Origin of the sequence: Hippea sp. KM1 (assembly GCF_000526195.1) — a bacterium.
Classification (GTDB): domain Bacteria; phylum Campylobacterota_A; class Desulfurellia; order Desulfurellales; family Hippeaceae; genus Hippea.
In genome coordinates this window covers 738,980-764,569 of the sequence record NZ_JAFP01000001.1, presented here as the reverse complement: position 1 = coordinate 764,569, position 25,590 = coordinate 738,980, and the positions used below count along the sequence as shown (strand labels likewise).

Below are 25,590 nucleotides of genomic sequence, written 5' to 3'. Positions count from 1 at the left end.
CCGGTTAATTGTTAATTATGAAGTTTTAGATGCTTAACAATTTGGTAAATAAGGCAATAAAGAAAGCCCCATTAAGCCGCAGTGAGATAGATTTTCTAATAAGCTGCCCCATAGATGAGCTATGCAAGGCCGCACTCAAAATAAAGGAAAATTTCTTCGGCAACAAGATCGAGTTCTGCTCAATAATCAACGCCAAAAGTGGCTTATGCCCAGAAGATTGCAAATTCTGCGCCCAATCGGCACATTACAAAACAAACATCAAGGAGTATCCGTTTATAGACATTAAAGGAATAGAACAGCAGGCCAAAAAGCTAAAATCAAACGGCGTAAAGAGATTATCAATAGTAATAAGCGGAAAAAGCCCAACAAAAAGCGACCTGCTAAAGATAGAAAGCAGCCTAAAAATAATAGAAAAATCAGGCTTAATCGGCGACGCCTCAGTCGGAATCCTAAACAAAGACGACCTTTTAAGGCTCAAAAAAGCTTCCCTTAATGGTTTTCACCGCAATTTAGAGGTCTCGGAAGGCTTCTTTAGGAACATCTGCACAACGCACAAATACAAAGAAGATATAGAAACGGTAAAAACCGCTATGCAGTTGGGCTTTTATGTATGCAGTGGAGGCATATTTGGGGTGGGAGAAGGCTGGAAGGATAGAATCGAGCTTGCCTTAACACTAAAGAAACTCAAAGTTCATTCAATACCACTGAACTTCTTAACACCCATCAAAGGGACTCCACTTGAGAACATGCCAATCTTAAAGGAAGAAGAAGCCTTAAGGATTATAGCCGTTTATAGGTTCTTGCTTGCGGATAAGCAGATAAGGGTCTGTGGCGGCAGAAACACCGTATTCAGCCCAAAAACAAAAAGAAGGGTATTACTATGCGGTGCCTCTGGCCTAATGGTTGGGAATTATCTTACAACAAAGGGCTTTGATATTACATCGGATCTAAAGGACTTAAAAGAGCTAAACATGCAACTATTGCAATAAGAGCCTATTCAAGATGCGGGCAACAAAAAGGCCACTGGAGAAGGCAAATTGCAGGTTAAAGCCGCCTATGGGGCCTTGAATATCCAAAACCTCACCGCAAAAGAACACCCCATCAACAATCTTAGACTTCAGGGTTTTGGGGTCAACATGTTTAAGGTTTACACCACCGGATGTCAGGAAAGCCCTATTAAAACCACACTTTTTAACCTTTACCCTAAAATCAAATAGAAAATCCAAAACCTCCTCAAGTTCCTCCTTTTTTAAATCCGAACACCGTTTGTTTGAAAACGGCGCCATCTGCGCAATCCTTTTAGGCAAAAAACCATCCAAAAAGTTCACCAGCTTGCCCTTAAAAAGATGTATCCTTTCCTTCAATCTATGCCTATCCCCATCTATGAACGATATTCCAAGCTCCCCTTCATCAAAATCGTGAGCGGATAATTCAAAAATAGCAGGCCCGCTAAGGCCAAAGTGGGTAAAGATAAAATCGCCCCTGACCTTAAACCTCTTTTTGCCAATATTCAGCCTGAGCTGTCTATCCTTGAAAGATATGCCCTTCAAATGCCCATAACCCTTACAGCAAAACGGCGTCTCATATGGTTTAGGAGGAACAATATCATGCCCTAAAGATTGGGCAAGCCTAAAACACGAACCGTCAGAACCTGTATGAGGAAAGCTCTTTCCGCCGCACGATAGAACCACAAATTTAGAATAATAGCTGCCTCTATTGGTTGTTATCCTGAATATTCCATCTGTCTTCTTTAATAACTCAACAGGCTCAAATCTCTTAAAAACAACATTTTTAGCCAACCTGTTAACCAATATCCCTGCAAGCTCCCTCGATGTTATACCATCAAGATAAACCCTGCCCTCTTCCTGTTTTGTGAAAACCCCAAGCCCATTAAGCCACACAATCAGCTCATCCCTAAAACAGCACCCAAACACATCCCTTAAAAATTTACCATTCCTGCCATACGAGGATAGAAATTCGTCAAACGGAAGCGTGTTTGTTATATTGCACCTGTTATTCCCCGTAATCGAGAGCTTCTTAGCGCCCGACTTTTTATCGAAAATGATTATATTGTCTGTTTTGAGGTTTAGGGCGCAAGCAAGACCGCAAGCGCCTGCGCCCACTATAGCAACATCAAAGATTCTTCTAAACAAGGTCTATTTCTGGCAGCCTATCAATCAAGCCTTTGTCGTAGGCCTCACTGAGCAAAAGCCTGCAAGCCTTAAGACCGTCCTCACCCATATCAACCGTAAGGTCGTTTACATACATACCGACAAATCTATCCGCCAAGCCCTTATCCATCCCCCTTGCGAAGTTCAATGCATATTCAACAGCCTCATCCCTGTTGTTCAAGGAAAATAGAATACTGTTTTTAAGGATTTGGGAGATCTTCTTCATATCCTCTCCGTGCTTTCTATGGATAGCGTTAACCCCCAAGGGTAAGGGCAGATGGGTTTTATCAAACCACCACTCGCCCAAATCGATAATCTTTTTCAAATCGTAATTGGAATATGTCAGCTGGCCTTCATGGATAATCAATCCTGCATCCACATCGCCCCTAACCACAGCATCGAATATCTTATCAAATGGCATAACCTCAACGGCTATATCCTTACCCAAAAGCAGCCTCAATTCAAGATAGGCGCTGGTTAGCCTGCCGGGGATAGCGATAAGCTTCTTTTTAAGCTCATCCAGGTCAAACTGCTCTTTTGCAACAACAAGCGGGCCGTATTTATAGCCCATACTTGCACCACTTGAAAGGATGGCGTATTTATCGGAGATTGTCGGATAGGCAGCCAAGGATATGGCCGTTATATCCAGCTTTTCATCAATGGCCATCTCGTTTAATGTTTGTATATCCTTTAGAATTTGCTCAAACTCAAAACCGTTTGTATCCACCCCGTTTTCTATATTCAAACCATAAAACATAAAAGCGTCGTCCGGGTCAGGACTGTGGCCAAGCGTCAACAACTTCTTCTCCATTACTTCACCCCTCAGATTCAAATTTCTGCCCCCATTATACGAAAATAAACAAAACTGTCCAAACAATTTGACAAAGGTGGTGCATTGTGGTATAAAGCTTCAACTCCGTTGGCTTACAACCATAGGTTAATGGAGAGCTAAATGCCACAGGTGTTTAGCAATAGATTTTTTGTTGAGGTGTGTTTTTATGGTTAAGACGCTTTATGTGGGTAATCTGCCCTACTCCACTACGGAGGATGAGCTGAAGGAACTGTTTGGGGAGTATGGAGAGGTAAGCTCCACAAAGATCATTACAGACAGAGAGACCGGCAGGTCCAGGGGTTTTGGTTTTGTTGAGATGAACAGTGATGATGCTCAGAAAGCCATCGATTCTCTGAACGGTGTTAACTTTGGAGGAAGAAACCTGAAGGTAAACGAGGCAAGGGAAAGAAAACCCCGCAGATTCTAAAACAATCCTAACCTAAAAGAAGGGCAGCTGGCCTGCCCTTTCTATACATTTTTCATTGTTTTTTTATATTTTTATACTATCTGGGTTATGAAAGCTCGAATAGTTATTATTCGTTAAAGTTTAAAAAATAAAAAAGGAGAGCTTAAGCCCTCCTGTTAATCTTCAACCTTCAAAACTTCCTTAATAGCCTGCTTGAAGGCCTCCTTCGGTATAGCCCCAACGGCCATCTGAGGCTGATCGTCTTTGGGTATAAACAGCAAAGAAGGAATGCTCCTTATACCAAATACGCCTGCAAGCTCCTGTTCGTTATCGGTATTAACCCTGTAAAACTTAACCTTACCCTCGTATTCCTTTGATAATTCCTCAAGAATAGGCTCAACCATCTTACAAGGACCGCACCAGTCGGCATAGAAATCGATGATGCACGGGAGATCCCCTTCATACTTCCAGTCCTTGTTGACTTCATAGTTAAAGATCTTCTCCTTAAAATCCTGCGTGGTTAAATTTTCAACCATCAAAACTCCTCCATAACAAAAAATTATACGCCCAAAGCCTAACATAAAGACTCTCGGATTGTCAATTTTTGTTGCATGTGCCCCTTTAAGAAGTAAAATGGATATATGGACATTGCTCAAGGCGCACTTGTTCTGCTTATAGGCTGCATTGTCGGCTTTATCAATGTATTAGCAGCCGGGGGCTCCTTCCTTACGCTTGCCTTTTTAATGGCCATAGGGTTGCCACCCAACATCGCAAACGGAACCAACAGGGTTGGTCTTCTGCTTCAAAACACATTCGCTTCGGCTAAATTTTACAGGCTAAAAATACTCAAAACCAAATTTGCCCTTATCGTTTCTCTGCCTGCGGTCTTAGGTGCACTCTCAGGCAGCTATATAGCTGTTCATACACCAAATAGCCTATTAAAAAAGATAATAGCCATATTGATGGTTCTAATAAGCCTCATAACCGTTTACAATCCCGATAAGTTTTCAAAAGCCAAACAATACTCATCAAAAAAGTGGCTTTTTTTGATTATCGCCTTCTTTCTAATAGGCGTATACGGCGGATTCATACAGGCAGGCGTCGGTTTCTTCATTATTGCAGCCTCTCTGTGGGGTGGCTTTAGCATGGTGGAGGCAAACGCCATAAAGGTCTTCATCATAACACTTTATACGCTGACGGTTCTGCCCATATTCATACTCTCCCATCAGGTAAACTTCACAATAGGCATACTCCTTGGATTGGGCAGCATGTTGGGAGCAAGGCTTGCAATAGCCTTGTCCATAAAGAAAGGCGATAGGTTCATCAGGTATGCGGTGCTTGCACTGCTTGTTGTATTTGCATTAAAACTGTTGATTATAGGGTGAAGAAGATGAGGATATTTATTGTTTCCATTGGTAATGAGATATTAGAGGGCTCAATAGTCGATACAAACTCAAACTTCATAGCCACAAGGCTAAATCAGGAGGGTTTGAGGGTTGATGGCATATTCTCTGTAGGTGATGATACAGAAAAGATCGTATCGCTGTTTAAATACCTAACAAAAGACCCGTCTATCGTCATTACAACCGGCGGCTTAGGGCCAACATTCGACGATAAAACCACAGAAGCCCTATCCAGACACTGCAGAAGACGGCTAAAACTCAACAAAAAAGCCTATTTTGATATAATAAGCAAGGTAAAGGTCAAAGGCGTTAAACTAAAGATAAGTCATACAAGGCAGGCCTATCTGCCAGAAGGGGCCAAGCCCTTGCCCAACCATAACGGCACAGCAGCGGGTATCCTGCTTAGCTGCGAACACTCCCATTTCATCTGCATGCCCGGGGTGCCAAGCGAAATGAAACCCATGTTTGAAAATTACGCTCTGAAGAGCATAAAGGAGATAGTAAACCCAACAAAGCTGTATCGATACGATTTTAAATTAACCGGCGTGCCTGAATCAGACGCCGATGAATTCATAAAAAAACTCAACCCCAAAGATGTCAGGATCATACTAAACGCCATGGAGGGGGAACTCGCTATAAGGGCGTTATCTGAGGATCTAAACTCACTCCAAAACCTAAAAGAGATATTGACCAACGAATTTGGATATAGGTTATATTCAACAAAAAACCAAACCATAGAGGATGTGCTTGCAGAAGAGCTTGAGAAGGAGGATTTAACAATAGCGTTTTTAGAGAGCATAACGGCCGGATATTTAGCCCTTTTGATGTTCGATAAGGCGCCGTTTGTGGGCAGTTTTGTAAGCGATTCAAACACAAATATAGACAATGCCTTTGAGAAGGCCGACATAGTGGCCTGCCCGTGCAACTTAGTGGGTAATGAATTCGACCTTAAGCTGCGCATAAATTCACACACCACAACCCACACGCTTAGATATATGGGCAATATAAACTTTATGAGGAAGTCCGTATCAAAGAGAACGCTCGGGTTTATCTATGAGATGCTTAAGAGTTCTTGATTTTTAAACAGATAAATTTTATCATTCAGCGGGAGGTTGAAATGGAGATAAGGGTTTATCCAGATAAAATACTGAGAAAAAAGGCCAGGGATGTGGAGAAGATCGACGATAGGATCATAAGCCTGCTTGAGCAGATGAGAGAGGTTATGTATAAATTCAACGGCATAGGTCTTGCAGCCGAACAGGTTGGATTGGAAGAAAAACTGGTGGTAATCGACCTAAGGCCTGATGGCAAAAACCAGCCCATAGAGCTTATAAACCCCGTTATCATAGCATCGGAGGGTGTCTTTGAGGAGCATGAAGAGGGGTGTTTAAGTGTCCCGGGCTATTACGATGTCGTTAAGGACAGAAAGAAGTGGATAAAGGTGAAATACTTAGACAGAAACGAAAACGAACAGATCTTGGAAACCGACGAGTTCTTAAGCGTGGTAATACAGCACGAAATAGACCACCTAAACGGAAAGCTCTTCATAGACCACCTATCACCAACAAGAAGGGAGCTATTTAAAAAACAATGGAAAAAAAGACAGAGGGAAGAAAGGCAATGAGAATACTGTTCTTCGGCACAAGCGACTTTGCAAAGAAACCGTTAGAGGCACTCATAAAATCCAATCAATTCGAGGTCGTTGGGCTTGTAAGCACCCCCGATGCAAAGGGTAAAAGGGGCAAAAAGCTTATTCAACCACCGACCAAGGAATTAGCCCTAAAATACGGATTGGAGGTTTTTCAGCCTGAAAAGCTAAAAACGGAAGAAACCCTGAATAAGATAAAGGCGTTTGGCGCCGATCTGTTTGTCGTTGTATCATACGGCAAATTCATACCCAACGAGATGCTCAAGCTGCCAAAAATGTCCATAAACATCCATCCGTCTATTTTACCCAAATACAGGGGACCTTCACCAATAAATTACGCCTTACTAAACGGGGATGAATACACAGGCGTATCTTTGATCGATGTTATAGATAGGATGGATGCAGGCGATGTCTATATGCAATGGATAGAAAGGATAGACCCAAACGACAATTATGAAACGCTACATAATAGGCTATCAGAGATAGGCGCAAGGATGATCCTGTGTGCCTTAGAAAACATTGACAGTCTAAAACCCAGACCGCAGGACGAAAGCCTTGCAACATACACAAAAATCATAAAAAAGGAAGACGGTAAAATAGACTTCGAAAACGAAACGGCCAGAGAAATTGTAAACAAAATAAGGGCATTCTATGTCTGGCCAACGGCCTATTTTTACCTTGACGGCAAGCTGTTTAAGATATTTGAGGCAGAAGAGGTAAAAACCGATATAAAAAAACCGGCTCAGGTCATAAAGGTATCGAAAAAAGAACTCATAATCGGCTGCAGGGAAAACGCCATATCCATAAAAACCATCCAACCGCAGTCAAAAAAAGCCATGCCCATTGAGGCCTTCTTGGCCGGATATAAACTGAATGTCGGACAGGTTATACAATAGGCTTATCTATTTCATATCCCTGCCGCTCATTGCGGCGTTCTTCTTTTCCTGGTTGAGCTTCATAGGGCTTGTTCCGTATCTGTATTTTTTTAAGAAAAACCCGATAAAATCAACAATAGCGGCGTTCTTACCGTTTGTTGTGTTCATATATAGCGGCATATACAAAAGCACCCATGTCTATTACGGCCTAAATTCGGCCATTGCCGTCTTGTTGGTTTTGGGCCTGTCGATATACCATTTACTCTATCTGATAGCCAGCGCCTATACATTCAAAAAACTCAAGGTAAGCTTATGGCTCTTTCCACCCATCTTTGTTGCATTTGAGGTCTTAAAAAACAAGGCACTCTATGGGTTGCCGCTTGGAAACCTCAACATCTTAACATACAACATGCCCATCTTCTTAAAAGACGCATCGATCTTCGGCTGCATGTTCATAGACCTAAAGATACTCTACATCAACATGGCCATACTGTATGCCCTAAAGAAGAACCTCAAACCATCGCTCATCATAGCATCCATAATCGCACTGACGCTTTTTATACCAATCGGTAAACCCAAAACCTCCAAACACATAAGCATATCGCTAATTCAGGGCAACATACCTCAAAATGAGAAGTGGGAGGTTGATCTTCTAAGCAGGAATTTAGACATATACCTGTCGATGTCCGATCAACTAAAAAGCGACATCGTATTCTGGCCCGAATCTGCATATCCATACCTGTTTAGCAAACAATACTCAAAAAGGGTGAAAGAGCTTTTGTATTCAAACGACTTTACGCTCATCTTTGGCGCTGTAAGAAAGAAACAGAACAACTATTACAACTCAGTGGTGATGTATTCCAAAGACAAGATAGCCTATTACAACAAACAAAAACTCGTCCCCTTTGCAGAGTTCATACCACTCTTGGGCATGCTCAACATGGGAGATGATTACAGCCTAACAGAAGGAAAAAGGAATGTTATCTTCAAAACAAAGGGCATCAGCATAGGGCCCATGGTATGCTATGAGGAAAACTTCCCCTCCATTTCTAAGTCTTACAAAAAGCTCAACGCAGAGATGCTGGCGGTGTTTACAAACGATGCGTGGTTTGACAAAACACCCACATTCTATCTATTCCCACGAAGCGATATCTACAGGGCGATAGAGAACAAAACAACCCTTATAAGGGTCGCAAACACAGGCCTAAGCTTCATCGTAAGTCCATCTGGAAAGATCATTCGAAGATTGATGCCAGACAAAAGGGGCATCTTAACGGCCGAGCTAAACATACCCATCTATGAAAAAACCATATACGATAGGTTCGGATGGATTTTCGATTATTTAATAGTGCTATTTATTACATTTTTACCTTTTTATAGAAGATATACGCTCCGAAGGCGAACATGACCACATTGGGCAAATAGATAAAATAAGGATTGGATGTCGTCTCACACAAAGACTCACCCAGCATCAAAACAACATAGAACATAAAAAAGAGAAAAAGGCTTGCAACGATACCGGCGCTTTTGCCACTTCGAGAGAATGTTATACCAAAGCTAAAGGCTATAAGGGACAAAACAAATACGCTAACAGACATGGAGATGGTCTTGTTTATCCTGTAAAGCGCCTCCTTATCGTGGGATTTTAGATAATACTTAAACAATTGCCTAAAATCCATAAACCGCGTATCGTTCTTGTCGGGTTTAAAATAACCCTTTCCGGTCAAAAACGCCACCTCGTATTTGTTGAACCTGCCGTATTCCCAACCATCCTTTGTTGAACTATACATATTCACAGAATTAAACTCGGCAAGTATGCCTGAGGGTATGTCCTTAAACTGCCCCTTCTTTGCCAAAAACACCTTATCCTTCTGGGCAAAGAAGACATTTGCGAGGTGTTTTTTGTCGGGTGATATGTTCTCTATCCACAACACACCACCTATCTTATCATAGAACATCTTGGGCTTTAGCGCCGCATAGACCTTGTTTCTAAAGGTCTTTGCAAGCTCAACCCTATAGGAAAGCTTAGCCTGGGGTGCAAGGAAAGCAGTAGAATAGAACAACAAGACAAAGACAATCAGGCTAAAAATAAACGCCGGCAGATAGACCCTAAACAGTGAGATACCGCAACTGCGCATAGCGGTTATCTCAGAGTTATTGGAAAGCTCAGAATAGACATAATTGATCGCCACGGTAAGCGCCATAGGCACGATAAAGACCAAAAGAAAAACGACCGTATAGCCCAAAACCTTAATCAACACCATCAAGCTTGAACCCTTGCCGAACAACAGATCGTAAAGCTTTATCAAATCGCCTATGAGCATAACTATGGTTATAACAAAGAAAGAGATAACAAACGATGTAATCAAACCCTTGAATATGTAAACATCTATCTTTTTAAACATGCCATTACCCGTAAATGTAATGAATGATCTGATTACCCACAAAGATAAAGACTATAGCGCCTAAGGACAGATAGGGCCCAAATGGGAGTTTGTCAGCATAAGAGCGCCTCTTCAAAGCAATCAAACCCAAACCGACAACACTGCCGAAGAAGGATGCAGAAAACAGACTAAACAACACCCCCTTAACGCCAACAAAAGAGCCTATGGCAGATAGAAGCTTTATATCACCACCGCCCATCGCCTCCTTCTTGAATGCAATCCTGCCCAAGAAAGCCACAGCATACAGGATTACAAAACCCGCTATAGCTCCATAGAGTGAAAACAGAAACTCCCCTTTGATATAGCCATAGACAAGCCCTATTGGTATTAAGCCCAAGCTTATCGTATCGGGTATTATCATGTGCTTAAAATCGACAAAGCTTGCCACAATCAAACCGTAAACCAACACGGCAAGAAAAACCGTATCCACAGAAAGGCCAAATCTATCCACCAAAAGAAGGCTCAAAACCCCGCTCAACAGCTCAACGGTTGGGTATATCAAGGATATCCTTTCGCCGCAATACCTGCATCTCCCCTTCAAAAGTATATAGCTTACAATCGGGATATTATCAAACCATCTGATCCTGTGCTTGCAGTTTGGGCAAAACGAGGCAGGCCAGACGATGGATTTGCCCAAAGGCATCCTGTATATACAAACATTCAAAAAACTGCCTATAATCAAGCCAAACAGAAAGGCTATTAAATCAAGAACTATCTTTTGTTGAAAATACATACGCTATGATAATACTCAAAACATAGAGCAGTGTCAAAGGTGCAGCCATCAAAAATTGGGTAAACACATCGGGGGGCGTCAGGATAGCCGCAACAAAAAATATAACAAGCAATGCATAGTCAAATCGCTTTAGCAGATCCCTGCCGTTTATGATGCCCATGCGGGCTAAAATAAACGATATAATAGGCAATTCAAAGACAAGGCCAAACGATGTAACCATCTTCAAAAACAAAGACATATACTGCTTTATGCTGGGCATGGCAGACAGATCCTTGCCGCCGTATTTAAGCAGAAACTTAAAACCAAGTGGCAAAACCACATAATAGGCAAACAAAACACCGCCTATGAAGAGGATGCTAAACACAACAACAAATGGTATGGCAAAACGCTTCTCGTTCTCCTTTAAACCCGGTTTGACAAACAACCATATCTGATAGAAGGTGAAAGGAATACTGATGACTATCGCAGCAGCCAGGGCAGCCTCTATCCTTACCCAAAAAGCCTCGGTGACGCCTGTAAAAATGATCTTACTGCCCTCTGGTAGGGCCTCCTTTAGGGGCTTCACAGCTATCTCTATAACCCTCTCCGAATAGGACAGCGTCCCCGCCATAGCCACTAAAATTCCACCTATAATCCACAATAGCCTTACTCTTAACTCCTCGATATGCTCAAGGATCGTCATGTTATTTGGATCTTTTCTTATCCTCTTGCCCATCCTTCAAAAACTCTTCCCACTTCTTCTCTATCTGCTTTTTCGGATTAACCTCTTCAATCTCCTCCAAATCCTCCTCAAGCTCCCTCTTTAGCTCATCCATCGCCTTGGATATGCTCTTATACAGGTAAGCCACACCCCTTAGGATCTCTGGCAATCTCTTTGGGCCCACTATAAACAGCGCAATAACGGCAATTACTATAAGCTCCGGTGTTCCGATCAAGTCAACCTCCCAAACGCTAAAAAGCCTATTAAAAGTTGACCTCTTTGTCAAAAAATAATAACCTTTTTCAAAAAGGAGGTGTTTATGAGGTGCCATGAGGTTGACTATCAGATCTACGGCGATGATATGCAGATAGTCGAGGTTGAATTAGACCCGAACGAGACGGTAATTGCAGAAGCAGGCGCAATGAACTATATGGAAGACGGCATAACCTTCGAGGCAAAGTTGGGAGACGGCTCGGATGCAGACAGCGGCCTTTTGGGCAAGCTATTCAAGGCCGGAAAAAGGATGTTAGCACAGGAATCCCTCTTCATTACGCACTTCACAAACAGGGATACGCAAAAGCGCAGGGTTGCATTTTCGGCTCCATATCCGGGAAAGATAATCCCCGTTGACATGAGCAAACTCCAAGGGGATCTTATTTGTCAAAAAGATGCATTTCTATGTGCAGCATACGGCACAAGCATAGATATAGCCTTTACAAAACGCTTCGGAACAGGCCTGTTTGGCGGAGAGGGGTTTATTTTGGAAAGGTTATCCGGTGATGGCATGGTATTCATCCATGCAGGAGGAACGGTTATAAAGAAACAGCTAAACGGAGAGAGGCTAAGGGTTGATACAGGTTGCATCGTGGCGTTTGACGAATCGATCGACTATTCAATAGAGATGGTAAAGGGGCTAAAATCGATGTTCTTTGGGGGCGAAGGGTTGTTCTTGGCAACGCTTCAAGGCCACGGCACCGTATACCTGCAGAGCTTGCCGTTCTCAAGGCTGGCAGACAGGATAATAGAAAACGCACCGACAGCAGGTGGTTCACAAAAGGGCGAAGGCTCGATCTTAGGCGGACTGGGAAGGCTGCTTGATGGGGATAACGACTAAATGGGAAGCCTGATTTTGTGCTATCACAACATAGACTACGGCAAAAGGATAGACCCGGATACATTCGAAAAAAACCTTATAACACTTAAGGAAAACGGCTTCAAACCCATAAGGTTGAGTGAGATTTACAGCTATATAGAAAACAACAAACCGCTGCCCAACAAGACCGTTCACATAACATTCGATGATGGATATGCAGACAATTACATCTATGCATACCCGATACTCAAAAAACACGGATTTTTTGCAACCATATTCATCATAGCAAACAAGGTCTCAGACGGCATAAAGAGGGCCACCTATGAGGAGCTTGCAGGCATGAACATAGCCAACAAGGCTAAGGAGCTAATAGAGAGATCAACCTATGTAAGTTGGAGCGAGCTTGTCTTGATGCTCGACAGCGGAGTATTTGAGGTGGGCAGCCACTCCCTAAACCACAGGGCGTGTTTTTGCTGTCCAAAGATACACACATTCAACAAGGACAATTCATACGATTGGTTTTTAGAGCTAACCAACGACAGGAGGCTGGGGCTGCCCATTTATCACAAAAAATGGGAATGCACCACCCTCTGCATGAGGGATGATCCAAGATTAAGGGATTACCTTGCCGAGTTTGTAAAAAACGAAGGGGGCGTTCTGTTCTTCAAAAGGAAGGACGCCCTATCCGTTTTAAGGAAAAAGGCCAGGACATTTATAAGAAAAAACGGCCTTAAGGTGCTTTTTGACACACAGAAGGAGAAAGAGGAGCGCATAGAGCGTGAGATTTACCAATCAAAGAGAATAATAGAGGAAAGATTAAACCGCAAGATAGATTTCTTCTGCTATCCCTGGGGACATTACGACGAGGATGTCATATACCACCTGCAAAAGGCCGGCTATAAGGCCGCCCTCACCCTAAATGTCGGTCTTGTGGAGAAAAACACCTATCCCTATCTATTGCCCAGGGTGGAGGTCAGAAAGAACCCCGCCTGGCTTAGAAAGAGGTTAAGGATATACTCAAACCCAACGATAGCAAAAATCTATTCTAAGGTGTATCATTTAGTATGAGATCTGCGTTTATAGGCTTCTTTTTGATAATAGTGGCCATAGCGTTCTTTGCCATAATGCTTCCGTTCTGGAAGGCGTTTGTCTGGGGCATAACCATAGCAATCGTCTTCTATCCGCTATTTGAGAGGTTCAAACAAAGGCTCAAAAGCAAAAACTTAGCATCGCTTCTTACCATAATCGTCGTTTTGATAATTATAGCCCTACCCATAACACTGGGTATATACATCATGGTGGACGAATCGGAAAAGTTCATAGGCAACATAGAAAACATAAAGGGCTCATTCAACACCATCATCGCAAAGCTCCAGACATTCTCAAAGCTCAAGGTCTTTGCACCCTATATAGACAAATTGGACGATGCCATATTCAGCCTATTGAAGAACACAGGCATAATAATAACAAAGAATGTGGGCGCAATATTCTCCCAGACCTACACGATCGTGGCAGAGTTTCTGTTTTCATTCATAATAGCCTTCTATCTCATCAGGGATTCTGAGGACTTCTTAAGATACATATCATCCATGATAGACGATAAGGAGAGCTTTTATAAGATCCTAAAATCCATAAGGGATAGCATAAACGCCACGGTTTTGGGCGGCGTATTAACAGCATTCATTCAGGGCGTCATTGGCGCTATCGGCTTTTTAATAGTTGGCCTGAATGCATTTTTTCTGTGGATGTTTTTGATTGCCATGTTCTCCTTTGTACCGCTTGTCGGCACAGCGATCATATGGGTGCCCGTATCGATTTACCTTCTCATCAACGGGCTATATTTCAAGGGCATATTCATCTTTGTGTGGGGGAGCTTAGCCATAGGCACAGTGGACAACTACATAAGGCCCATCATCATCAGCAGCAAGATCAACATCCACTCGATGATTCTATTCTTCGGCATACTCGGCTCCATAATCGTATTTGGCCCCATCGGTATAATATTGGGCCCTGTGATTATATCGGTGGGCGATGTGCTGGTTAAAACATATGTTTCCAACAAGTCTAAAAAACACGCTTAAAAACTGCAAACAGGCGATAAAATGCACACACTTCAACTGGGTCGAGATAGCAACCTATGCACTCAAGTGGATTCCATTTTCTGCGATATGTGGTATTATTATAGGCGTTATAGCAAGCGTTTTTGATTATCTGGTTGTTCAGGTCAACGCACACCTGCCAAACAGAACGCCTTATATAATACTCTTTAGCCTATTTGTTGCAGCAATAACCGGCCTATTTATAAGAAAAGACCCATCCATAGCAGGCCCGGGCATAAACTATGTCTTAAACAACATGGAAAAACCCCAGCCTGCAAGGGCTCTAATCAAGAAGTTTACAATCAGCGTATTGGCACTTTCGGGGGTCTTTACAGCAGGAAGGGAGGGCCCGTCGTTCTTTATGGGTTCATCCATATCGCTCTATCTATCCAAAACCTTAAGGCTTAACAAAACAGACAAAAGGAAGATAGCCCTGATTGGCGCTGCTGCCTTTACCTCGGCCCTTCTGAAGGCCCCGTTAGGCGGTGCTATCTTCGCATTGGAGATCTCATACATATCGGATATGGAATACGACTCATTCCCGCAGGTATTAATCGCATCGGTGTTCAGCTATATAGTCTTTTCGTTTCTGAGGGGTAAACACAGCCTTATGGACATACCCACGCAGAACATACCATGGTCTATACACAGCATACCGCTTCTGATGCTTCTTGGTATAGCAACAGCCCTTCTGATATACATATTCTTAACATCATTCCACTTTGCAAGGTGCATATCGCTAACCATAAACCCTATTGCAAGGCCAATTGTTGGGGTTGTGCTGGCAATGCCGTTTCTTATAAGCCTACTGAGCAACGACTATTTAAACCTGTTGAATGCCAGCGTAAACTATCAGGCCCTGACAAATATAGCCACCATCCAGATGCCACCCTTCGACGCTATCAAATACCTATTGCTCCTTCTTATCATCATACCCCTAACCATCGGCTTTGGCATATCGGGCGGTCTGATACTGCCAAGTCTGTTGATGGGGGCAATCCTTGGCAACATAGTGGGGGGTATGTTTTCAGAAAACGCCGTCCTTTTTACCTTAAGCGGTATGGCAGCGTTCCTTGCAGCAACGGCAAAAACACCCCTGGCGGCCATTGTATTGGTTTTGGAGATCAGCCAGACAGACCTCATCATACCACTAACCGCCTCCGTTATAGCCAGCTATGTCTTCTCATACGGACTAAACGCCTATACATCCCAAAAGCAGTGCAAGCTAAACTAAAATAGGTATTGGAAAAAACTATCTAAGTTAGTTATAATGGATAGGATATGGAGAAGGAGTTGAATTTAAGGGGCATAAAGCTTAGCGACTTCAGTGTAGTTCTAACCGTCATCATCATATTTGCCGTTTTGGTCATACCCCTGCCGGGTTTTATAATAGACTTCCTTGTTTCCACATCTTTTGCCTTGGCGCTTCTTATATTCTTCATAAGCGTGTATGTTCCAAGGCCTTTAGACTTTTCAACATTTCCATCTATTCTGCTTGCCATCACCCTGTTTAGGCTCTCCTTGAATGTGGCAACCACACGGGCAATACTTTTGCACGGGAGTCAATCGCCAGAGGCTGCCGGTAAAATGATAGAGACATTTGGATACTTCGTTGTCGGTGGAAACTATGTCGTGGGCTTGATCGTATTCATAATACTGGTAATTATAAACTTCGTTGTCATCACCAAGGGTGCTGGCAGGGTTGCCGAGGTCGCAGCAAGGTTCACACTCGATGCAATGCCGGGTAAACAGATGAGTATAGATGCAGATCTCAATGCAGGACTGATAGACGAGAAAGAGGCAAGACGGAGAAGGGAAGAGATTTCAAAGCAGGCCGATTTCTATGGAGCTATGGACGGTGCCAGTAAGTTCGTTCGTGGAGACGCCATCGCAGGCCTTCTAATTACGGCAATCAACATAATCGGCGGCATCATCATAGGTGTTTTGCAACACCACATGAGCCTATCGGCCGCAGCAAGCAGATACACCGTTTTAACCATCGGCGATGGCCTTGTAAGCCAGCTTCCCGCCTTAACCGTATCAACGGCAGCAGGTATCATAATCACAAGAAGCTCAGAGGAGGCCAACCTTTCAACAAATATCGTAAACCAACTGATAAACCAATACCAGACGCTCTATATAGCCTCTGTTGTTTTGGTTATTATGTCGTTTGTGCCTGGCATGCCGACACTCCATTTAATCCTGCTTGCGGCCATACTTGCGGCCATAGCATACTCCATCTCATCAAGCAAGAAGAAAGAGGAGGAGGAAAAGCAGCTTGAGGAGGAGGCAGCAGAAGAGCCACAAGAGGAGATAACCATAGAGGACATAGAGGAAGCCATAAAGGTTGATCTATTGGAGCTTAAAATCGGATACGGCCTGATAAGTTTTGTTGAGGAGAAAAACGGCGGAGGGCTTATAAAGCGCATAAAGCTAATGAGAAAGCAGATAGCCACAGAATTAGGCGTTATAATACCCTCTATCAGGATCAGGGACGATTTAAACTTAGACAGGAATGAATATGTATTCTTGATAAAGGGCGTTGAGGTGGCAAGATACACCGTCTATCCGGATAAGTTTTTGGCTATGAAACCAGGGGGCGGTAAGGACATAGAGGGCATACCAACAAAGGAGCCGGCATTCGGCCTGGATGCCATCTGGATTGACGCAAAAGACAAAAGCAACGCCATAGTTAAGGGCTATACGGTGGTTGACCCGATAACGGTAATCATAACCCACCTTACAGAGCTGATAAAAACCCACATCTCGGAGATCTTTACAAGGCAGGATGCAAGCAAACTGTTGGATTCCATAAAGGGCGATTACCCAAAGATCATAGAGGAGCTAAACAACCAGCTCTCATTAGGCGTAATACACAAGATACTGAAAAACCTTTTAAGCGAGGGGATACCCGTAAGGGATATGATAACCATTGCAGAAACCCTGTCCGATTACGGCTCATACACAAAAGACCCAGACATTTTAACCGAATATGTAAGGGCAGCATTGGCCAAACACATAACAAACAAATACAAAGACGAAAACAACACCATTCATGTAATAACACTGGGCAACAATGTCGATGGCATACTCAATGCAAACCTAAAGGAGCAGGGAGGCATGACATACCTGGATCTGCCGCCCAATATATCGGAAAAGCTCCTTGAAAAGGTGCAGGAAGCCATCAGCAATGCCATAGAAAACGGAATAGAGCCAATTATCTTGACATCTCCAAAGATAAGAAGATACTTTAGGGGATTCATTGAGAGGTTCTTCCCCAAGGTGCCTGTAATCTCTTATGCTGAAATAGCCGAGGGGGTTCAGATAAAAAGCATAGGTAGTATAGAGCTATGATCGTAAAAACATACAGAGCGCCAACCATGCCAGAGGCCATAAAGAAGATAAAGGAGGACTTAGGTGAGGAGGCTGTAATACTCTCATACAAGAAGGTCAAGCAGGGTTCGTTCTTCTCGTTTTTCAAGAAAGAGGTGTATGAGGTTACAGCAGCAATAGACGACAAACCCCCGCAGCCAGACAAGAAATTCAAGAATGTGGTTGAGAAATACACAGGCAATAAGATATCCACAAACAAAACAAGTAATGAGACGGAAAAATTAGAAGAAAGAATAAAAAAGCTTGAGCAGCTAATACTATCGGCAGGCAAAGAGAGCATAGAGAGGCTTGTAAGCGACATAAAAAACGACATAAACGACTTAAAAACGGCAATCAACTATGTCAAAAAGACCGAAGAGATAGACATCTCAAAGATACCACTGGGCATGAACAAATACTTCACATACATGTGCGACATAGGCATAAAGAAAAAATACGCATACAAGATCGCCATAGGCCTATACAGAAACATAAACAAGTCAAAGCTCAACGATGAGGAGTATGTAAAGGAATACCTATCGGTGGTAATATCGCAGTTCTTCAAACAGAGCAAACCCACCAAAAAGAACATCGTATTGCTTGGACCAACAGGCGTCGGCAAGACCACAACATTGGCCAAATTAGCCGCCATATACAAGCTAAAACAGGATAAGAAGGTGGGCATAATAACCACAGACACATACCGTATAGGGGCCGTTGATCAACTCCTGAATTATGCAAAGATAATGGACATACCGGCCATTGTCAGCATCACAAAGGAGGACTTCAAAAACGCCTTGGGTGAGTTAAAAGACATGGATGTGGTTTTAGTGGACACGGTGGGAAGGAGTCCTCAGGACATCAAAAGGCTTAATGAGATCTTCGGCATATTCAAAGGCGAAAACAGGCTTCACCTATCGCTTGTAATGGCCATCAACACAAAGGAGGAGGATTGCCTGAATATCTATAAAAGATTCAGCGTCCTGCCTATAGACGATCTCATATTTACCAAGGTGGACGAGACAAAAACACCCGGAAGCATGTTGAATCTGGTGGTGAAGCTAAAAAAACCCGTATCGTATGTCTCCTTCGGTCAGGATGTCCCAGACGACATAATGGAAGCCCAACCTTTGAAAATCTCCTCTTTAATAGTAAAAGGAGAGGTAAAAAATGGCTGATCAGGCTGAGAAGTTGAGAAAGATGGTTAGTGAAAAGAACAAAGACAAAAAGAAAAGCAGGGTTATAGCATTTACCAGCGGCAAAGGTGGGGTTGGCAAGACAAACATAGTGGCCAATGTAGCCTATCTGTTGAGCAGCATAGGAAAGAAGGTAATAGTCTTTGACGCCGATTTAGGCTTGGCAAACATAGACATACTGCTTGGCCTAAAGAGCAAATATTCCCTAATCGATGTCATAAAGAACGGCAAAAAGATGAAAGACATCATGATAAAGGTCAACGACAACTTTCAAGTCATACCGGCAGGCAGCGGGGTTGAGGAAATCGCCAACATAAACGAGCCGGTCTTTTCGAAGATAAAGGATGAGATGTTAGAGATCACAAAGGACACAGACATCCTGCTTATAGACACAGGGGCCGGCATCTCAAGAAAGGTGACATTTTTTCTAAAAAGCGCCGAGGAGATCGTGGTCATAGCCACACCAGAACCCACATCGATAGCGGATGCCTATGCCATATTAAAGATAGCATACACCAATTACAAAAAGGAAAACCTAAGTATATTCGTAAACATGGCAAAAACACCCCAGGAGGCAGAAAACACGCTCAACAACTTAAACAAGATATGCAAAAACTTCCTAAAAAAGGAGTTTAAGAATGCCGGCTTTGCGCTAATCGATAAAAATCTGCCCAATGCCGTTAAGCAGCAAAAGCCCATCGCACAGCTTCACCCCAACTCCACCTTTACAATATCGATGAAAAAGTTTATAAACAAGATGTTCAAGGAGAACATCAAGGTAAAGGAAAATCCCATTGCACGCTTCTTTGCGTCGCTGTTTGGAGGAGGTTGAAATAGATGAGTTTAAATCTTATCTGGGGGTCGTTCTTTGCTGGAATCTTGAGCTTCTTCTCTCCATGCATCTTTCCCTTGATACCGGTTTACATCTCGTTTGTCACAGGCCACAGCCTTGAGGAGCTAAAAAGCAAAAATCAAACAAACCCGCTGCTCATATTTGCAAAGACAACGGCATTCATTTTCGGTTTTGCACTCATATTCATAACGATGGGGGCAGCCTCAAGCAGTATAGGGGCTTTTCTTCTAACAAATAAGGTGTTGTTTGCCAAGATATCCGGAGCCATACTGATATTCTTCGGCCTGCAACTATCGGGCATAATAAACATCAAGCTCTTAACACAAACCAAACGGTTCACAGCCTGCATGCCCTCACACGGCTTTGTATCATCCTTTGTGTTCGGCATAATATTTGCATTCGGGTGGAGTCCATGCGTCGGGCCGATGCTTTCATCCATCCTGATCCTCGCTGCCGATTCAAACAGCGTAAGGGAGGGTATCATACTCCTGTCGCTTTACTCATTGGGCATAGGTTTGCCGTTTCTTATCTTCTCACTCTCAATAAATTACTTCTTCAAGGTATCAAAGGCGCTAAAGAGGCTGGATCTGCTCCAGAAGGCAAGCGGAATAATGTTGATACTGGCGGGTGTATACCTAATCTATAACGGTGGTTTTTAGTCTTGAAAAGAAGATGATTTAACTTAAATTTAGAATCAAAAACGATGCGGGGGGTGGGTTATGAAGAATATTTCGGTTAAGAATCTAACGCGTGGCAGCTTCGGATTGATACTGATAGGGTTTATTTTTGCCACTATATACACATTCTCCGTGATAAACAAAAACAAAAACCAGATAGACGGTATCTATTACAGGGATCTTACACAGATTCAACTATACCACCAGATAGAGCAGAACTTCTCAAAGGGGGAAAAACTCCTGCTTAAGGCCTATACGCTCCATGACAGGAACCTCCTTAAAGAGGCCAAGGTCTATTTCAACAACATAAACCGCTTAATCGATACCGACACAAGCAAATACTCGGCCATTCTGTCTGAAGAGGAAAAATCAAGACTAAGAAACCTCAAAGAGGCCATACAAAAACAGCTATCCATAGCCATTGAGCAGATAGAAAAATCGATAGCAAGCGGTCAGATAATAGCCGATGAGATACACAGGGTGGATAAGATGACCATGTCTATTGACTCACAGATAACGCAGTTGACAAACACAAGGATAAGCACCATGAGGAATACGATGAGCAACTTAAAATCCAGCCTAAACACAACAAATACGGTGCTTTTGATCATATACATAATCCTGGCAGGCCTATTGCTGTTTGGATACATAGCCATAAACAATTACCTGCTTGTGCCGCTTCTGGATGTCTCTGTAATCATAGACCAGTTCAGGCAGGGTAAACTCAATGTCAGATTCAAGATAGACTCAAACAACGAGATAGGCAAGCTAAAGCAAGACCTAAACGATATGGCAAAAGAGCTTGAGGCTATGGTGAAGAACATAAAAGAGGCCAGCGATGTTATGGTTAGCCATTCTGCAAGCCTATCCTCGGCTGCCGTTGAGATGTCTGCAACAAATGAACAGACGACAAGGAGCATGGAGGAGATTGTGCATGCCATTAACGACACAACAAAAGCCATAGACGATATAGCCAAGTCTGCTGAGAATGTCGCACACCTGGCAAACACAATAGGTGAGGTCAACCACAAGATGATAGACGACATAGAAGAGCGCGTAAGAAACATGGATATAAACGCCAAATTGGCCGAAGAGACCATGCATCAGATAAATGTCGTGGGTGAATCCTCCAAAAACATCGGCAAGATCGTCGATGTAATTAGCGATATAGCAGACCAGACCAACCTGCTTGCGCTAAATGCTGCCATAGAGGCGGCGCGGGCTGGAGAGGCAGGACGGGGCTTTGCCGTTGTTGCCGATGAGGTTAGAAAGCTTGCTGAGAAGACCCAATCCTCAACAGAAGAGATCAGGAATATGATTGTTCAGATGCAGGCTGATGTCGAAAAGGCCATAGAGAAAACAAAGAACACCCAAGACAGCATACTGGCCGAGGCTGAGGCCATACAGAAGAACAAGGATCACATAAACGAGGTTGTCGAAAGGACAAACCAAACCATAGAGGAGATAAACTCAACAAGCGCCGCCATAGAGGAGATATCTGCAACGGTTGCCGAGATAGATTCACAGGTTCAAGAGGTAACCAACGCAGCCAAAGAGAATGCAAAGGCGGCAGAGGATGTATCAAGGGCCTCTGTTGAGCTAAAGGAGATAGCCCAGAGGGTATCAGAAGCCGTAAATAAGTTTGAGGTATAGGAGGAAAGATGAGGATAGCCGTAATAGGTGGTGGTGGAAGAGAGCATGCAATAGCATGGAAGATAAAGCAATCCCCTTTGTGCGATGAGTTGTTCTGCTTACCCGGCAACGCAGGAACGGCAGAGATCGCAACAAATATAGACATATCCGCAGAGGACTTAGACGGTGTGGTTAAGTTCTGCAGGGAAAATTCCATAGATCTTGTGGCTGTGGGGCCTGAAAACCCACTGGCCGACGGTATAGTGGATAGGCTATCTGAGGCAGGTATAAAGGCGTTTGGCCCATCTAAGAAGGCAGCCCAGCTTGAAGCAAGCAAGTCCTTTACAAAGAACTTCCTAAAGAAATACAACATACCCACAGCAGAATATGAAACATTCACAGACTTCAATGAAGCCAAGGCATACATAGAAAGAAAGGGAGCGCCTATTGTCGTAAAGGCAGATGGGCTTGCAGCCGGCAAGGGTGTCACTGTTGCCAAAACCAAGGAAGAGGCAATAGGAGCATTGGAGGCTATTTTTATAGAAAAGAGATTCGGCGAGGCGGGCAATAGGGTTGTTATAGAGGAATTTTTAGAGGGGGAAGAGGCATCGTTTTTAGTATTCAGCGACGGTGAGAATATACTGCCGATGATAGCAGCTCAGGACCACAAACCGGTATACAACAACGACGAAGGGCCAAACACAGGCGGTATGGGCTCATACGCCCCAGCACCCATAGTGGATGAGGCGCTTAAGCAATACATAATAGACAACATAATGAAGAGGACCATTGATGGTATGAAAAAGGAATGGGCTCCCTATAAAGGCGTGCTCTATGCTGGATTAATGATAAAAGACAAAAAGCCCTATGTGCTTGAGTTCAACTGCCGCTTCGGGGATCCTGAAACCCAGGCCATACTGCCCCTTTTGCAAACCGATATAGTCCAGATCATGTTAGCAACAATTGAGGGCAATCTAAACCAATACTCGCTAAAGTGGAAGGAAGGCTATGCGGTTGGTGTTGTTTTAGCAAGTGGCGGGTATCCTGCAAAATACGAAAAAGGCAAGCCGATAAAAGGTCTGGACAAGGTAAAAGATTTAGAGGATGTCATAGTATTCCATGCAGGCACAAAGCTAAAGGATGGAGAGGTTATAACAAACGGCGGCAGGGTGTTGAATATCGTAGGTATGGATAAGGAGTTCAAAACGGCACAAGAGAAAGCCTATAACGCAATAAAATACATACACTTCGATAAGATGCATTACAGAACCGATATTGGAAACAAGGCTTATAGACATCTGTGAAAAAAGAGAAACGGATAAAGAAGGACGAAAGGATACTAAGAAAATTCATAGAGGTGTATTGCAAACAAAACCACCTAAAGAAGGGGGTTGAAGAATACAAAGACGGGTATTGCAAGGAGTGTTATGAGCTGCTTCAATACTCCTTAGAGAGGCTTTACAACTGCCCACTTGAGAAGAAACCGCAGTGTAAACATTGCAAGATACACTGCTATAAACCCCAGATGAGACAGAAGATCAAGGAGGTAATGAAGTTTAGCGGCATGTATTTCCTAAAGAGGGGGAGGCTCGATTGGATTTTTCACTATTTCTTCTAACATTTGACTTTGGCGCTTGATTGTGTAAAAATGTTCTTAAGGGGGAATGAATTGCTAAAGAGATTTTTTGTCTTTCTGGCTTTTACGATTTTGATTCTCACATACGCTTGCTCAAAAAAACCCGGCAAAACCATCAATATAGAAAGCAACAACAAACCGATGGTTATCGTCTTTGACTCAACAACCTGCCCTTACTGCATAAAGCTAAAAAAGGATCTTGAAAACAACCCCGATATAAAAGAACAGCTAAAGGGGTTTGAGTTATACTTTGTGCACATAAACGAGGATAATTACTATACGATACAGACAGCCAAAGGAAGGCTTAAGCTCGATACGGCAAGCCTGGCAAGGCTGTTCGGATTCAGGGGTTCAACGCCGTTTATAGTATTGACAGACAAAGACGGAAAAGTGATTCTAACCATACCGGGATACATAAAACCCAAAACCATGGTGAGGGTTTTAAAATACATAACAACAAGGGCATATCAAACCATGTCGATAAACGAATATCTATCGACGCCTTGAGGTGTAAGGATGGATTTCCTTATCGGCAGGCAGGCTATATTGGACAGAAACGGCAATACATTTGGATATGAGTTGCTTTACAGGGAGGAGTTCTCATCACTGACATCCAGATCAAACATAGACGGCAATACGGCCACAAGCAGGGTAATCATAAATGCATTCATAAATATGGGATTGGACAAGATAGCAAAGCAGGGAAGGATATTCATAAACTTCACAAAAGACCTCATCCTGGATCGCATATACGAGGCCTTGCCGAAAGAAAAGATCGTAATAGAGGTGCTTGAGGATGTAATAGCCGAAGAAAACATAATAGAGTCTTTAAAGGATGCAAAGAAACTGGGATACACAATCGCTCTGGACGATTTTGTGTTTTTGGAGCATCAAAAACAGCTCGTTGAACTTGCAGACATCATAAAGATAGACTTCCTTGAGCTATCAAAAAAAGAGATTGAAGAGCAGTTAAAACTATACAGACCTTACAACCTTAAACTTTTGGCAGAAAAGGTCGAAACCAGGGAGGATTTTGAGTTTGCCTTAAACCTGGGATTCCATTACTTCCAGGGCTTCTTCTTCCAGAAACCCACCATAGAGGCCAAAAGGGATATATCCCCCTATCAGGCGACCTTGATAAAGGCCCTAAGAACAATAAACGACCCCAACAGCACAATGGACGATTTGGTTGAGTTGATAAGCGGGGATATGTATATGCACACAAAGCTCCTATCCCTTGTAAACTCCCCGTTTTTTGGCCTAAAGACAAAGGTAAACTCAATAAAAAAGGCCGTATCCATACTGGGTGAGAAGAAGACCAAGGAATGGCTCAACCTATTGTATGTCTCAAAATTGGCAGAGAGTAAACCACAAGAGCTTATAGTGCTTTCCACCGTTAGGGGTAAATTTGCCTCTCTGCTTGCTGAGCACTTCAACCTAAACAAGGACAAAGCCTACATAATGGGCATGTTCTCCTTAATTGATTCCATATTGGACAAACCCATGGAGAATATTCTAAAGGAATTCGATTACATCGACAGCCAGATAAAAGGCGCACTCCTTGGAAAAAACAACACATACAAAAAGCTCTTGGACTTCATAAGGGCATACGAAAACGGGGATTTTGAAACCGCACAGGGTATTGCAGAAAAAACCAACCTGATAAACGAAAACATCAATCAATACTATTTCGAAGCCATAGAGTTCTCAGACAGCATCTATCTAATATAACTTGACAAAACACCACATAGGATAATAATAAACCAAAAGGCAGGGGGAACTATTGTTAACCAAACAAAATTAAACCCAAGGAGGCGTAT

Annotated in this window: 27 protein-coding genes; 20 read left to right on the top strand and 7 right to left on the bottom strand. The window is 43.1% G+C overall.

Annotated elements, in window-relative coordinates; genetic code table 11:
* Nucleotides 1-29 precede the first annotated feature (29 nt).
* The gene (bioB, locus tag D891_RS0103895) at nucleotides 30-989 is read left to right on the top strand and encodes a biotin synthase BioB (protein WP_025209723.1); all 960 of its coding nucleotides are present in this window, start codon (nucleotides 30-32) and stop codon (nucleotides 987-989) included.
* Here the strand turns inward: bioB and D891_RS0103890 are convergent.
* Both D891_RS0103890 and D891_RS0103885 read right to left on the bottom strand, forming a co-directional pair.
* Nucleotides 978-2,153: an NAD(P)/FAD-dependent oxidoreductase gene (locus D891_RS0103890; protein WP_025209722.1), complete on the bottom strand. Its 1,176-nt coding sequence runs from the start codon at nucleotides 2,151-2,153 to the stop codon at nucleotides 978-980. The two genes, bioB and D891_RS0103890, sit on opposite strands and share 12 nt — an antisense overlap.
* A complete protein-coding gene (locus tag D891_RS0103885) occupies nucleotides 2,146-2,982 on the bottom strand; it encodes an MqnA/MqnD/SBP family protein (protein WP_025209721.1) in 837 nt (278 codons plus the stop codon). The genes D891_RS0103890 and D891_RS0103885 overlap by 8 nt, the downstream gene beginning before the upstream one ends.
* Nucleotides 2,983-3,169: 187 nt before the next feature.
* Here D891_RS0103885 and D891_RS0103880 point away from each other — a divergent pair, with 187 nt between their 5' ends.
* On the top strand, nucleotides 3,170-3,430 hold the full coding sequence (locus D891_RS0103880; protein WP_025209720.1) for an RNA recognition motif domain-containing protein: 261 nt from the start codon (nucleotides 3,170-3,172) through the stop codon (nucleotides 3,428-3,430).
* A gap of 155 nt (nucleotides 3,431-3,585) precedes the next feature.
* On the opposite strand, the gene trxA is transcribed toward D891_RS0103880, so the two are convergent.
* Nucleotides 3,586-3,945, bottom strand: a complete 360-nt coding sequence (trxA, locus tag D891_RS0103875; RefSeq protein ID WP_025209719.1) for a thioredoxin — start codon at nucleotides 3,943-3,945, stop codon at nucleotides 3,586-3,588.
* Nucleotides 3,946-4,050: 105 nt separating this feature from the next.
* On the opposite strand from trxA, the gene D891_RS0103870 reads away from it, so the two are divergent.
* The 5 genes from D891_RS0103870 to lnt are packed head-to-tail and all read left to right on the top strand — an operon-like array spanning nucleotide 4,051 to nucleotide 8,743.
* Nucleotides 4,051-4,794, top strand: coding sequence for a sulfite exporter TauE/SafE family protein (locus tag D891_RS0103870; protein ID WP_025209718.1), 744 nt, complete (start codon nucleotides 4,051-4,053; stop codon nucleotides 4,792-4,794).
* 5 nt (nucleotides 4,795-4,799) lie between these two features.
* Complete coding sequence (locus D891_RS09450) at nucleotides 4,800-5,888, top strand: molybdopterin-binding protein (protein WP_025209717.1); 1,089 nt, start codon at nucleotides 4,800-4,802, stop codon at nucleotides 5,886-5,888.
* 41 nt (nucleotides 5,889-5,929) lie between these two features.
* The gene (gene def / locus D891_RS0103860; RefSeq protein ID WP_025209716.1) at nucleotides 5,930-6,436 is read left to right on the top strand and encodes a peptide deformylase; all 507 of its coding nucleotides are present in this window, start codon (nucleotides 5,930-5,932) and stop codon (nucleotides 6,434-6,436) included.
* Complete coding sequence (gene fmt / locus D891_RS0103855) at nucleotides 6,403-7,356, top strand: methionyl-tRNA formyltransferase (protein ID WP_051453554.1); 954 nt, start codon at nucleotides 6,403-6,405, stop codon at nucleotides 7,354-7,356. Before def ends, fmt begins: the two co-directional genes overlap by 34 nt.
* Nucleotides 7,334-8,743 carry an apolipoprotein N-acyltransferase gene (gene lnt / locus D891_RS0103850; protein ID WP_025209714.1) on the top strand — a complete coding sequence of 470 codons (1,410 nt, stop codon included), beginning with the start codon at nucleotides 7,334-7,336 and terminating at the stop codon, nucleotides 8,741-8,743. The genes fmt and lnt overlap by 23 nt, the downstream gene beginning before the upstream one ends.
* Here lnt and D891_RS0103845 read toward each other — a convergent pair.
* Genes D891_RS0103845 through D891_RS0103830 form a run of 4 tightly spaced genes read right to left on the bottom strand, consistent with a single transcriptional unit; the run spans nucleotide 8,694 to nucleotide 11,447 of the window.
* Nucleotides 8,694-9,740, bottom strand: coding sequence for an LptF/LptG family permease (locus D891_RS0103845; RefSeq protein WP_025209713.1), 1,047 nt, complete (start codon nucleotides 9,738-9,740; stop codon nucleotides 8,694-8,696). The two genes, lnt and D891_RS0103845, sit on opposite strands and share 50 nt — an antisense overlap.
* A 4-nt stretch (nucleotides 9,741-9,744) precedes the next feature.
* A complete protein-coding gene (locus tag D891_RS0103840) occupies nucleotides 9,745-10,512 on the bottom strand; it encodes a prepilin peptidase (RefSeq protein ID WP_025209712.1) in 768 nt (255 codons plus the stop codon).
* On the bottom strand, nucleotides 10,484-11,227 hold the full coding sequence (gene tatC / locus D891_RS0103835) for a twin-arginine translocase subunit TatC (RefSeq protein WP_029951988.1): 744 nt from the start codon (nucleotides 11,225-11,227) through the stop codon (nucleotides 10,484-10,486). Before tatC ends, D891_RS0103840 begins: the two co-directional genes overlap by 29 nt.
* Nucleotides 11,196-11,447, bottom strand: coding sequence for a Sec-independent protein translocase subunit TatA/TatB (locus D891_RS0103830; RefSeq protein WP_029951987.1), 252 nt, complete (start codon nucleotides 11,445-11,447; stop codon nucleotides 11,196-11,198). Before D891_RS0103830 ends, tatC begins: the two co-directional genes overlap by 32 nt.
* Nucleotides 11,448-11,531: 84 nt before the next feature.
* On the opposite strand from D891_RS0103830, the gene D891_RS0103825 reads away from it, so the two are divergent.
* The 13 genes from D891_RS0103825 to D891_RS0103765 are packed head-to-tail and all read left to right on the top strand — an operon-like array spanning nucleotide 11,532 to nucleotide 25,501.
* Nucleotides 11,532-12,326 (top strand): TIGR00266 family protein, encoded by a 795-nt coding sequence (locus tag D891_RS0103825; RefSeq protein ID WP_025209709.1) that lies wholly within the window; start codon nucleotides 11,532-11,534, stop codon nucleotides 12,324-12,326.
* Nucleotides 12,327-13,373: a polysaccharide deacetylase family protein gene (locus D891_RS0103820; RefSeq protein WP_025209708.1), complete on the top strand. Its 1,047-nt coding sequence runs from the start codon at nucleotides 12,327-12,329 to the stop codon at nucleotides 13,371-13,373.
* Entirely contained in the window at nucleotides 13,370-14,386 is a 1,017-nt protein-coding gene (locus D891_RS0103815) for an AI-2E family transporter (protein WP_025209707.1), read from the top strand. The genes D891_RS0103820 and D891_RS0103815 overlap by 4 nt, the downstream gene beginning before the upstream one ends.
* Nucleotides 14,355-15,638, top strand: coding sequence for a chloride channel protein (locus tag D891_RS0103810; RefSeq protein ID WP_025209706.1), 1,284 nt, complete (start codon nucleotides 14,355-14,357; stop codon nucleotides 15,636-15,638). Before D891_RS0103815 ends, D891_RS0103810 begins: the two co-directional genes overlap by 32 nt.
* Nucleotides 15,639-15,685: 47 nt before the next feature.
* Nucleotides 15,686-17,758: a flagellar biosynthesis protein FlhA gene (gene flhA, locus D891_RS0103805; protein WP_025209705.1), complete on the top strand. Its 2,073-nt coding sequence runs from the start codon at nucleotides 15,686-15,688 to the stop codon at nucleotides 17,756-17,758.
* Nucleotides 17,755-18,954, top strand: a complete 1,200-nt coding sequence (gene flhF, locus D891_RS0103800) for a flagellar biosynthesis protein FlhF (RefSeq protein WP_025209704.1) — start codon at nucleotides 17,755-17,757, stop codon at nucleotides 18,952-18,954. The genes flhA and flhF overlap by 4 nt, the downstream gene beginning before the upstream one ends.
* A complete protein-coding gene (locus D891_RS0103795; protein ID WP_025209703.1) occupies nucleotides 18,947-19,804 on the top strand; it encodes a MinD/ParA family protein in 858 nt (285 codons plus the stop codon). The genes flhF and D891_RS0103795 overlap by 8 nt, the downstream gene beginning before the upstream one ends.
* Nucleotides 19,805-19,809: 5 nt before the next feature.
* Nucleotides 19,810-20,484, top strand: coding sequence for a cytochrome c biogenesis CcdA family protein (locus tag D891_RS0103790; RefSeq protein ID WP_025209702.1), 675 nt, complete (start codon nucleotides 19,810-19,812; stop codon nucleotides 20,482-20,484).
* A 60-nt stretch (nucleotides 20,485-20,544) separates the two neighbouring features.
* Entirely contained in the window at nucleotides 20,545-22,155 is a 1,611-nt protein-coding gene (locus D891_RS0103785) for a methyl-accepting chemotaxis protein (protein WP_025209701.1), read from the top strand.
* 8 nt (nucleotides 22,156-22,163) lie between these two features.
* Nucleotides 22,164-23,438 (top strand): phosphoribosylamine--glycine ligase, encoded by a 1,275-nt coding sequence (gene purD / locus D891_RS0103780; protein ID WP_025209700.1) that lies wholly within the window; start codon nucleotides 22,164-22,166, stop codon nucleotides 23,436-23,438.
* Nucleotides 23,435-23,752: a nitrous oxide-stimulated promoter family protein gene (locus D891_RS0103775; RefSeq protein ID WP_025209699.1), complete on the top strand. Its 318-nt coding sequence runs from the start codon at nucleotides 23,435-23,437 to the stop codon at nucleotides 23,750-23,752. The genes purD and D891_RS0103775 overlap by 4 nt, the downstream gene beginning before the upstream one ends.
* Nucleotides 23,753-23,803: 51 nt before the next feature.
* Nucleotides 23,804-24,277, top strand: a complete 474-nt coding sequence (locus D891_RS0103770) for a thioredoxin family protein (RefSeq protein ID WP_025209698.1) — start codon at nucleotides 23,804-23,806, stop codon at nucleotides 24,275-24,277.
* Between the two features lie 9 nt (nucleotides 24,278-24,286).
* Nucleotides 24,287-25,501, top strand: coding sequence for an EAL and HDOD domain-containing protein (locus D891_RS0103765; RefSeq protein WP_025209697.1), 1,215 nt, complete (start codon nucleotides 24,287-24,289; stop codon nucleotides 25,499-25,501).
* The last annotated feature ends 89 nt before the right edge of the window (nucleotides 25,502-25,590 follow it).

Excerpts from the sequence above, each read along its gene's own strand:
- bioB (WP_025209723.1), top strand. The coding sequence starts at position 30 with ATGCTTAACAATTTGGTAAATAAGGCAATAAAGAAAGCCCCATTAAGC.
- D891_RS0103885 (WP_025209721.1), bottom strand. The coding sequence starts at position 2,982 with ATGGAGAAGAAGTTGTTGACGCTTGGCCACAGTCCTGACCCGGACGAC.
- D891_RS0103880 (WP_025209720.1), top strand. The coding sequence starts at position 3,170 with ATGGTTAAGACGCTTTATGTGGGTAATCTGCCCTACTCCACTACGGAG.
- trxA (WP_025209719.1), bottom strand. The coding sequence starts at position 3,945 with ATGGTTGAAAATTTAACCACGCAGGATTTTAAGGAGAAGATCTTTAAC.
- D891_RS0103870 (WP_025209718.1), top strand. The coding sequence starts at position 4,051 with ATGGACATTGCTCAAGGCGCACTTGTTCTGCTTATAGGCTGCATTGTC.
- D891_RS09450 (WP_025209717.1), top strand. The coding sequence starts at position 4,800 with ATGAGGATATTTATTGTTTCCATTGGTAATGAGATATTAGAGGGCTCA.
- def (WP_025209716.1), top strand. The coding sequence starts at position 5,930 with ATGGAGATAAGGGTTTATCCAGATAAAATACTGAGAAAAAAGGCCAGG.
- fmt (WP_051453554.1), top strand. The coding sequence starts at position 6,403 with ATGGAAAAAAAGACAGAGGGAAGAAAGGCAATGAGAATACTGTTCTTC.
- lnt (WP_025209714.1), top strand. The coding sequence starts at position 7,334 with ATGTCGGACAGGTTATACAATAGGCTTATCTATTTCATATCCCTGCCG.
- D891_RS0103845 (WP_025209713.1), bottom strand. The coding sequence starts at position 9,740 with ATGTTTAAAAAGATAGATGTTTACATATTCAAGGGTTTGATTACATCG.
- D891_RS0103840 (WP_025209712.1), bottom strand. The coding sequence starts at position 10,512 with ATGTATTTTCAACAAAAGATAGTTCTTGATTTAATAGCCTTTCTGTTT.
- tatC (WP_029951988.1), bottom strand. The coding sequence starts at position 11,227 with ATGGGCAAGAGGATAAGAAAAGATCCAAATAACATGACGATCCTTGAG.
- D891_RS0103825 (WP_025209709.1), top strand. The coding sequence starts at position 11,532 with ATGAGGTGCCATGAGGTTGACTATCAGATCTACGGCGATGATATGCAG.
- D891_RS0103820 (WP_025209708.1), top strand. The coding sequence starts at position 12,327 with ATGGGAAGCCTGATTTTGTGCTATCACAACATAGACTACGGCAAAAGG.
- D891_RS0103815 (WP_025209707.1), top strand. The coding sequence starts at position 13,370 with ATGAGATCTGCGTTTATAGGCTTCTTTTTGATAATAGTGGCCATAGCG.
- D891_RS0103810 (WP_025209706.1), top strand. The coding sequence starts at position 14,355 with ATGTTTCCAACAAGTCTAAAAAACACGCTTAAAAACTGCAAACAGGCG.
- flhA (WP_025209705.1), top strand. The coding sequence starts at position 15,686 with ATGGAGAAGGAGTTGAATTTAAGGGGCATAAAGCTTAGCGACTTCAGT.
- flhF (WP_025209704.1), top strand. The coding sequence starts at position 17,755 with ATGATCGTAAAAACATACAGAGCGCCAACCATGCCAGAGGCCATAAAG.
- D891_RS0103795 (WP_025209703.1), top strand. The coding sequence starts at position 18,947 with ATGGCTGATCAGGCTGAGAAGTTGAGAAAGATGGTTAGTGAAAAGAAC.
- D891_RS0103790 (WP_025209702.1), top strand. The coding sequence starts at position 19,810 with ATGAGTTTAAATCTTATCTGGGGGTCGTTCTTTGCTGGAATCTTGAGC.
- D891_RS0103785 (WP_025209701.1), top strand. The coding sequence starts at position 20,545 with ATGAAGAATATTTCGGTTAAGAATCTAACGCGTGGCAGCTTCGGATTG.
- purD (WP_025209700.1), top strand. The coding sequence starts at position 22,164 with ATGAGGATAGCCGTAATAGGTGGTGGTGGAAGAGAGCATGCAATAGCA.
- D891_RS0103765 (WP_025209697.1), top strand. The coding sequence starts at position 24,287 with ATGGATTTCCTTATCGGCAGGCAGGCTATATTGGACAGAAACGGCAAT.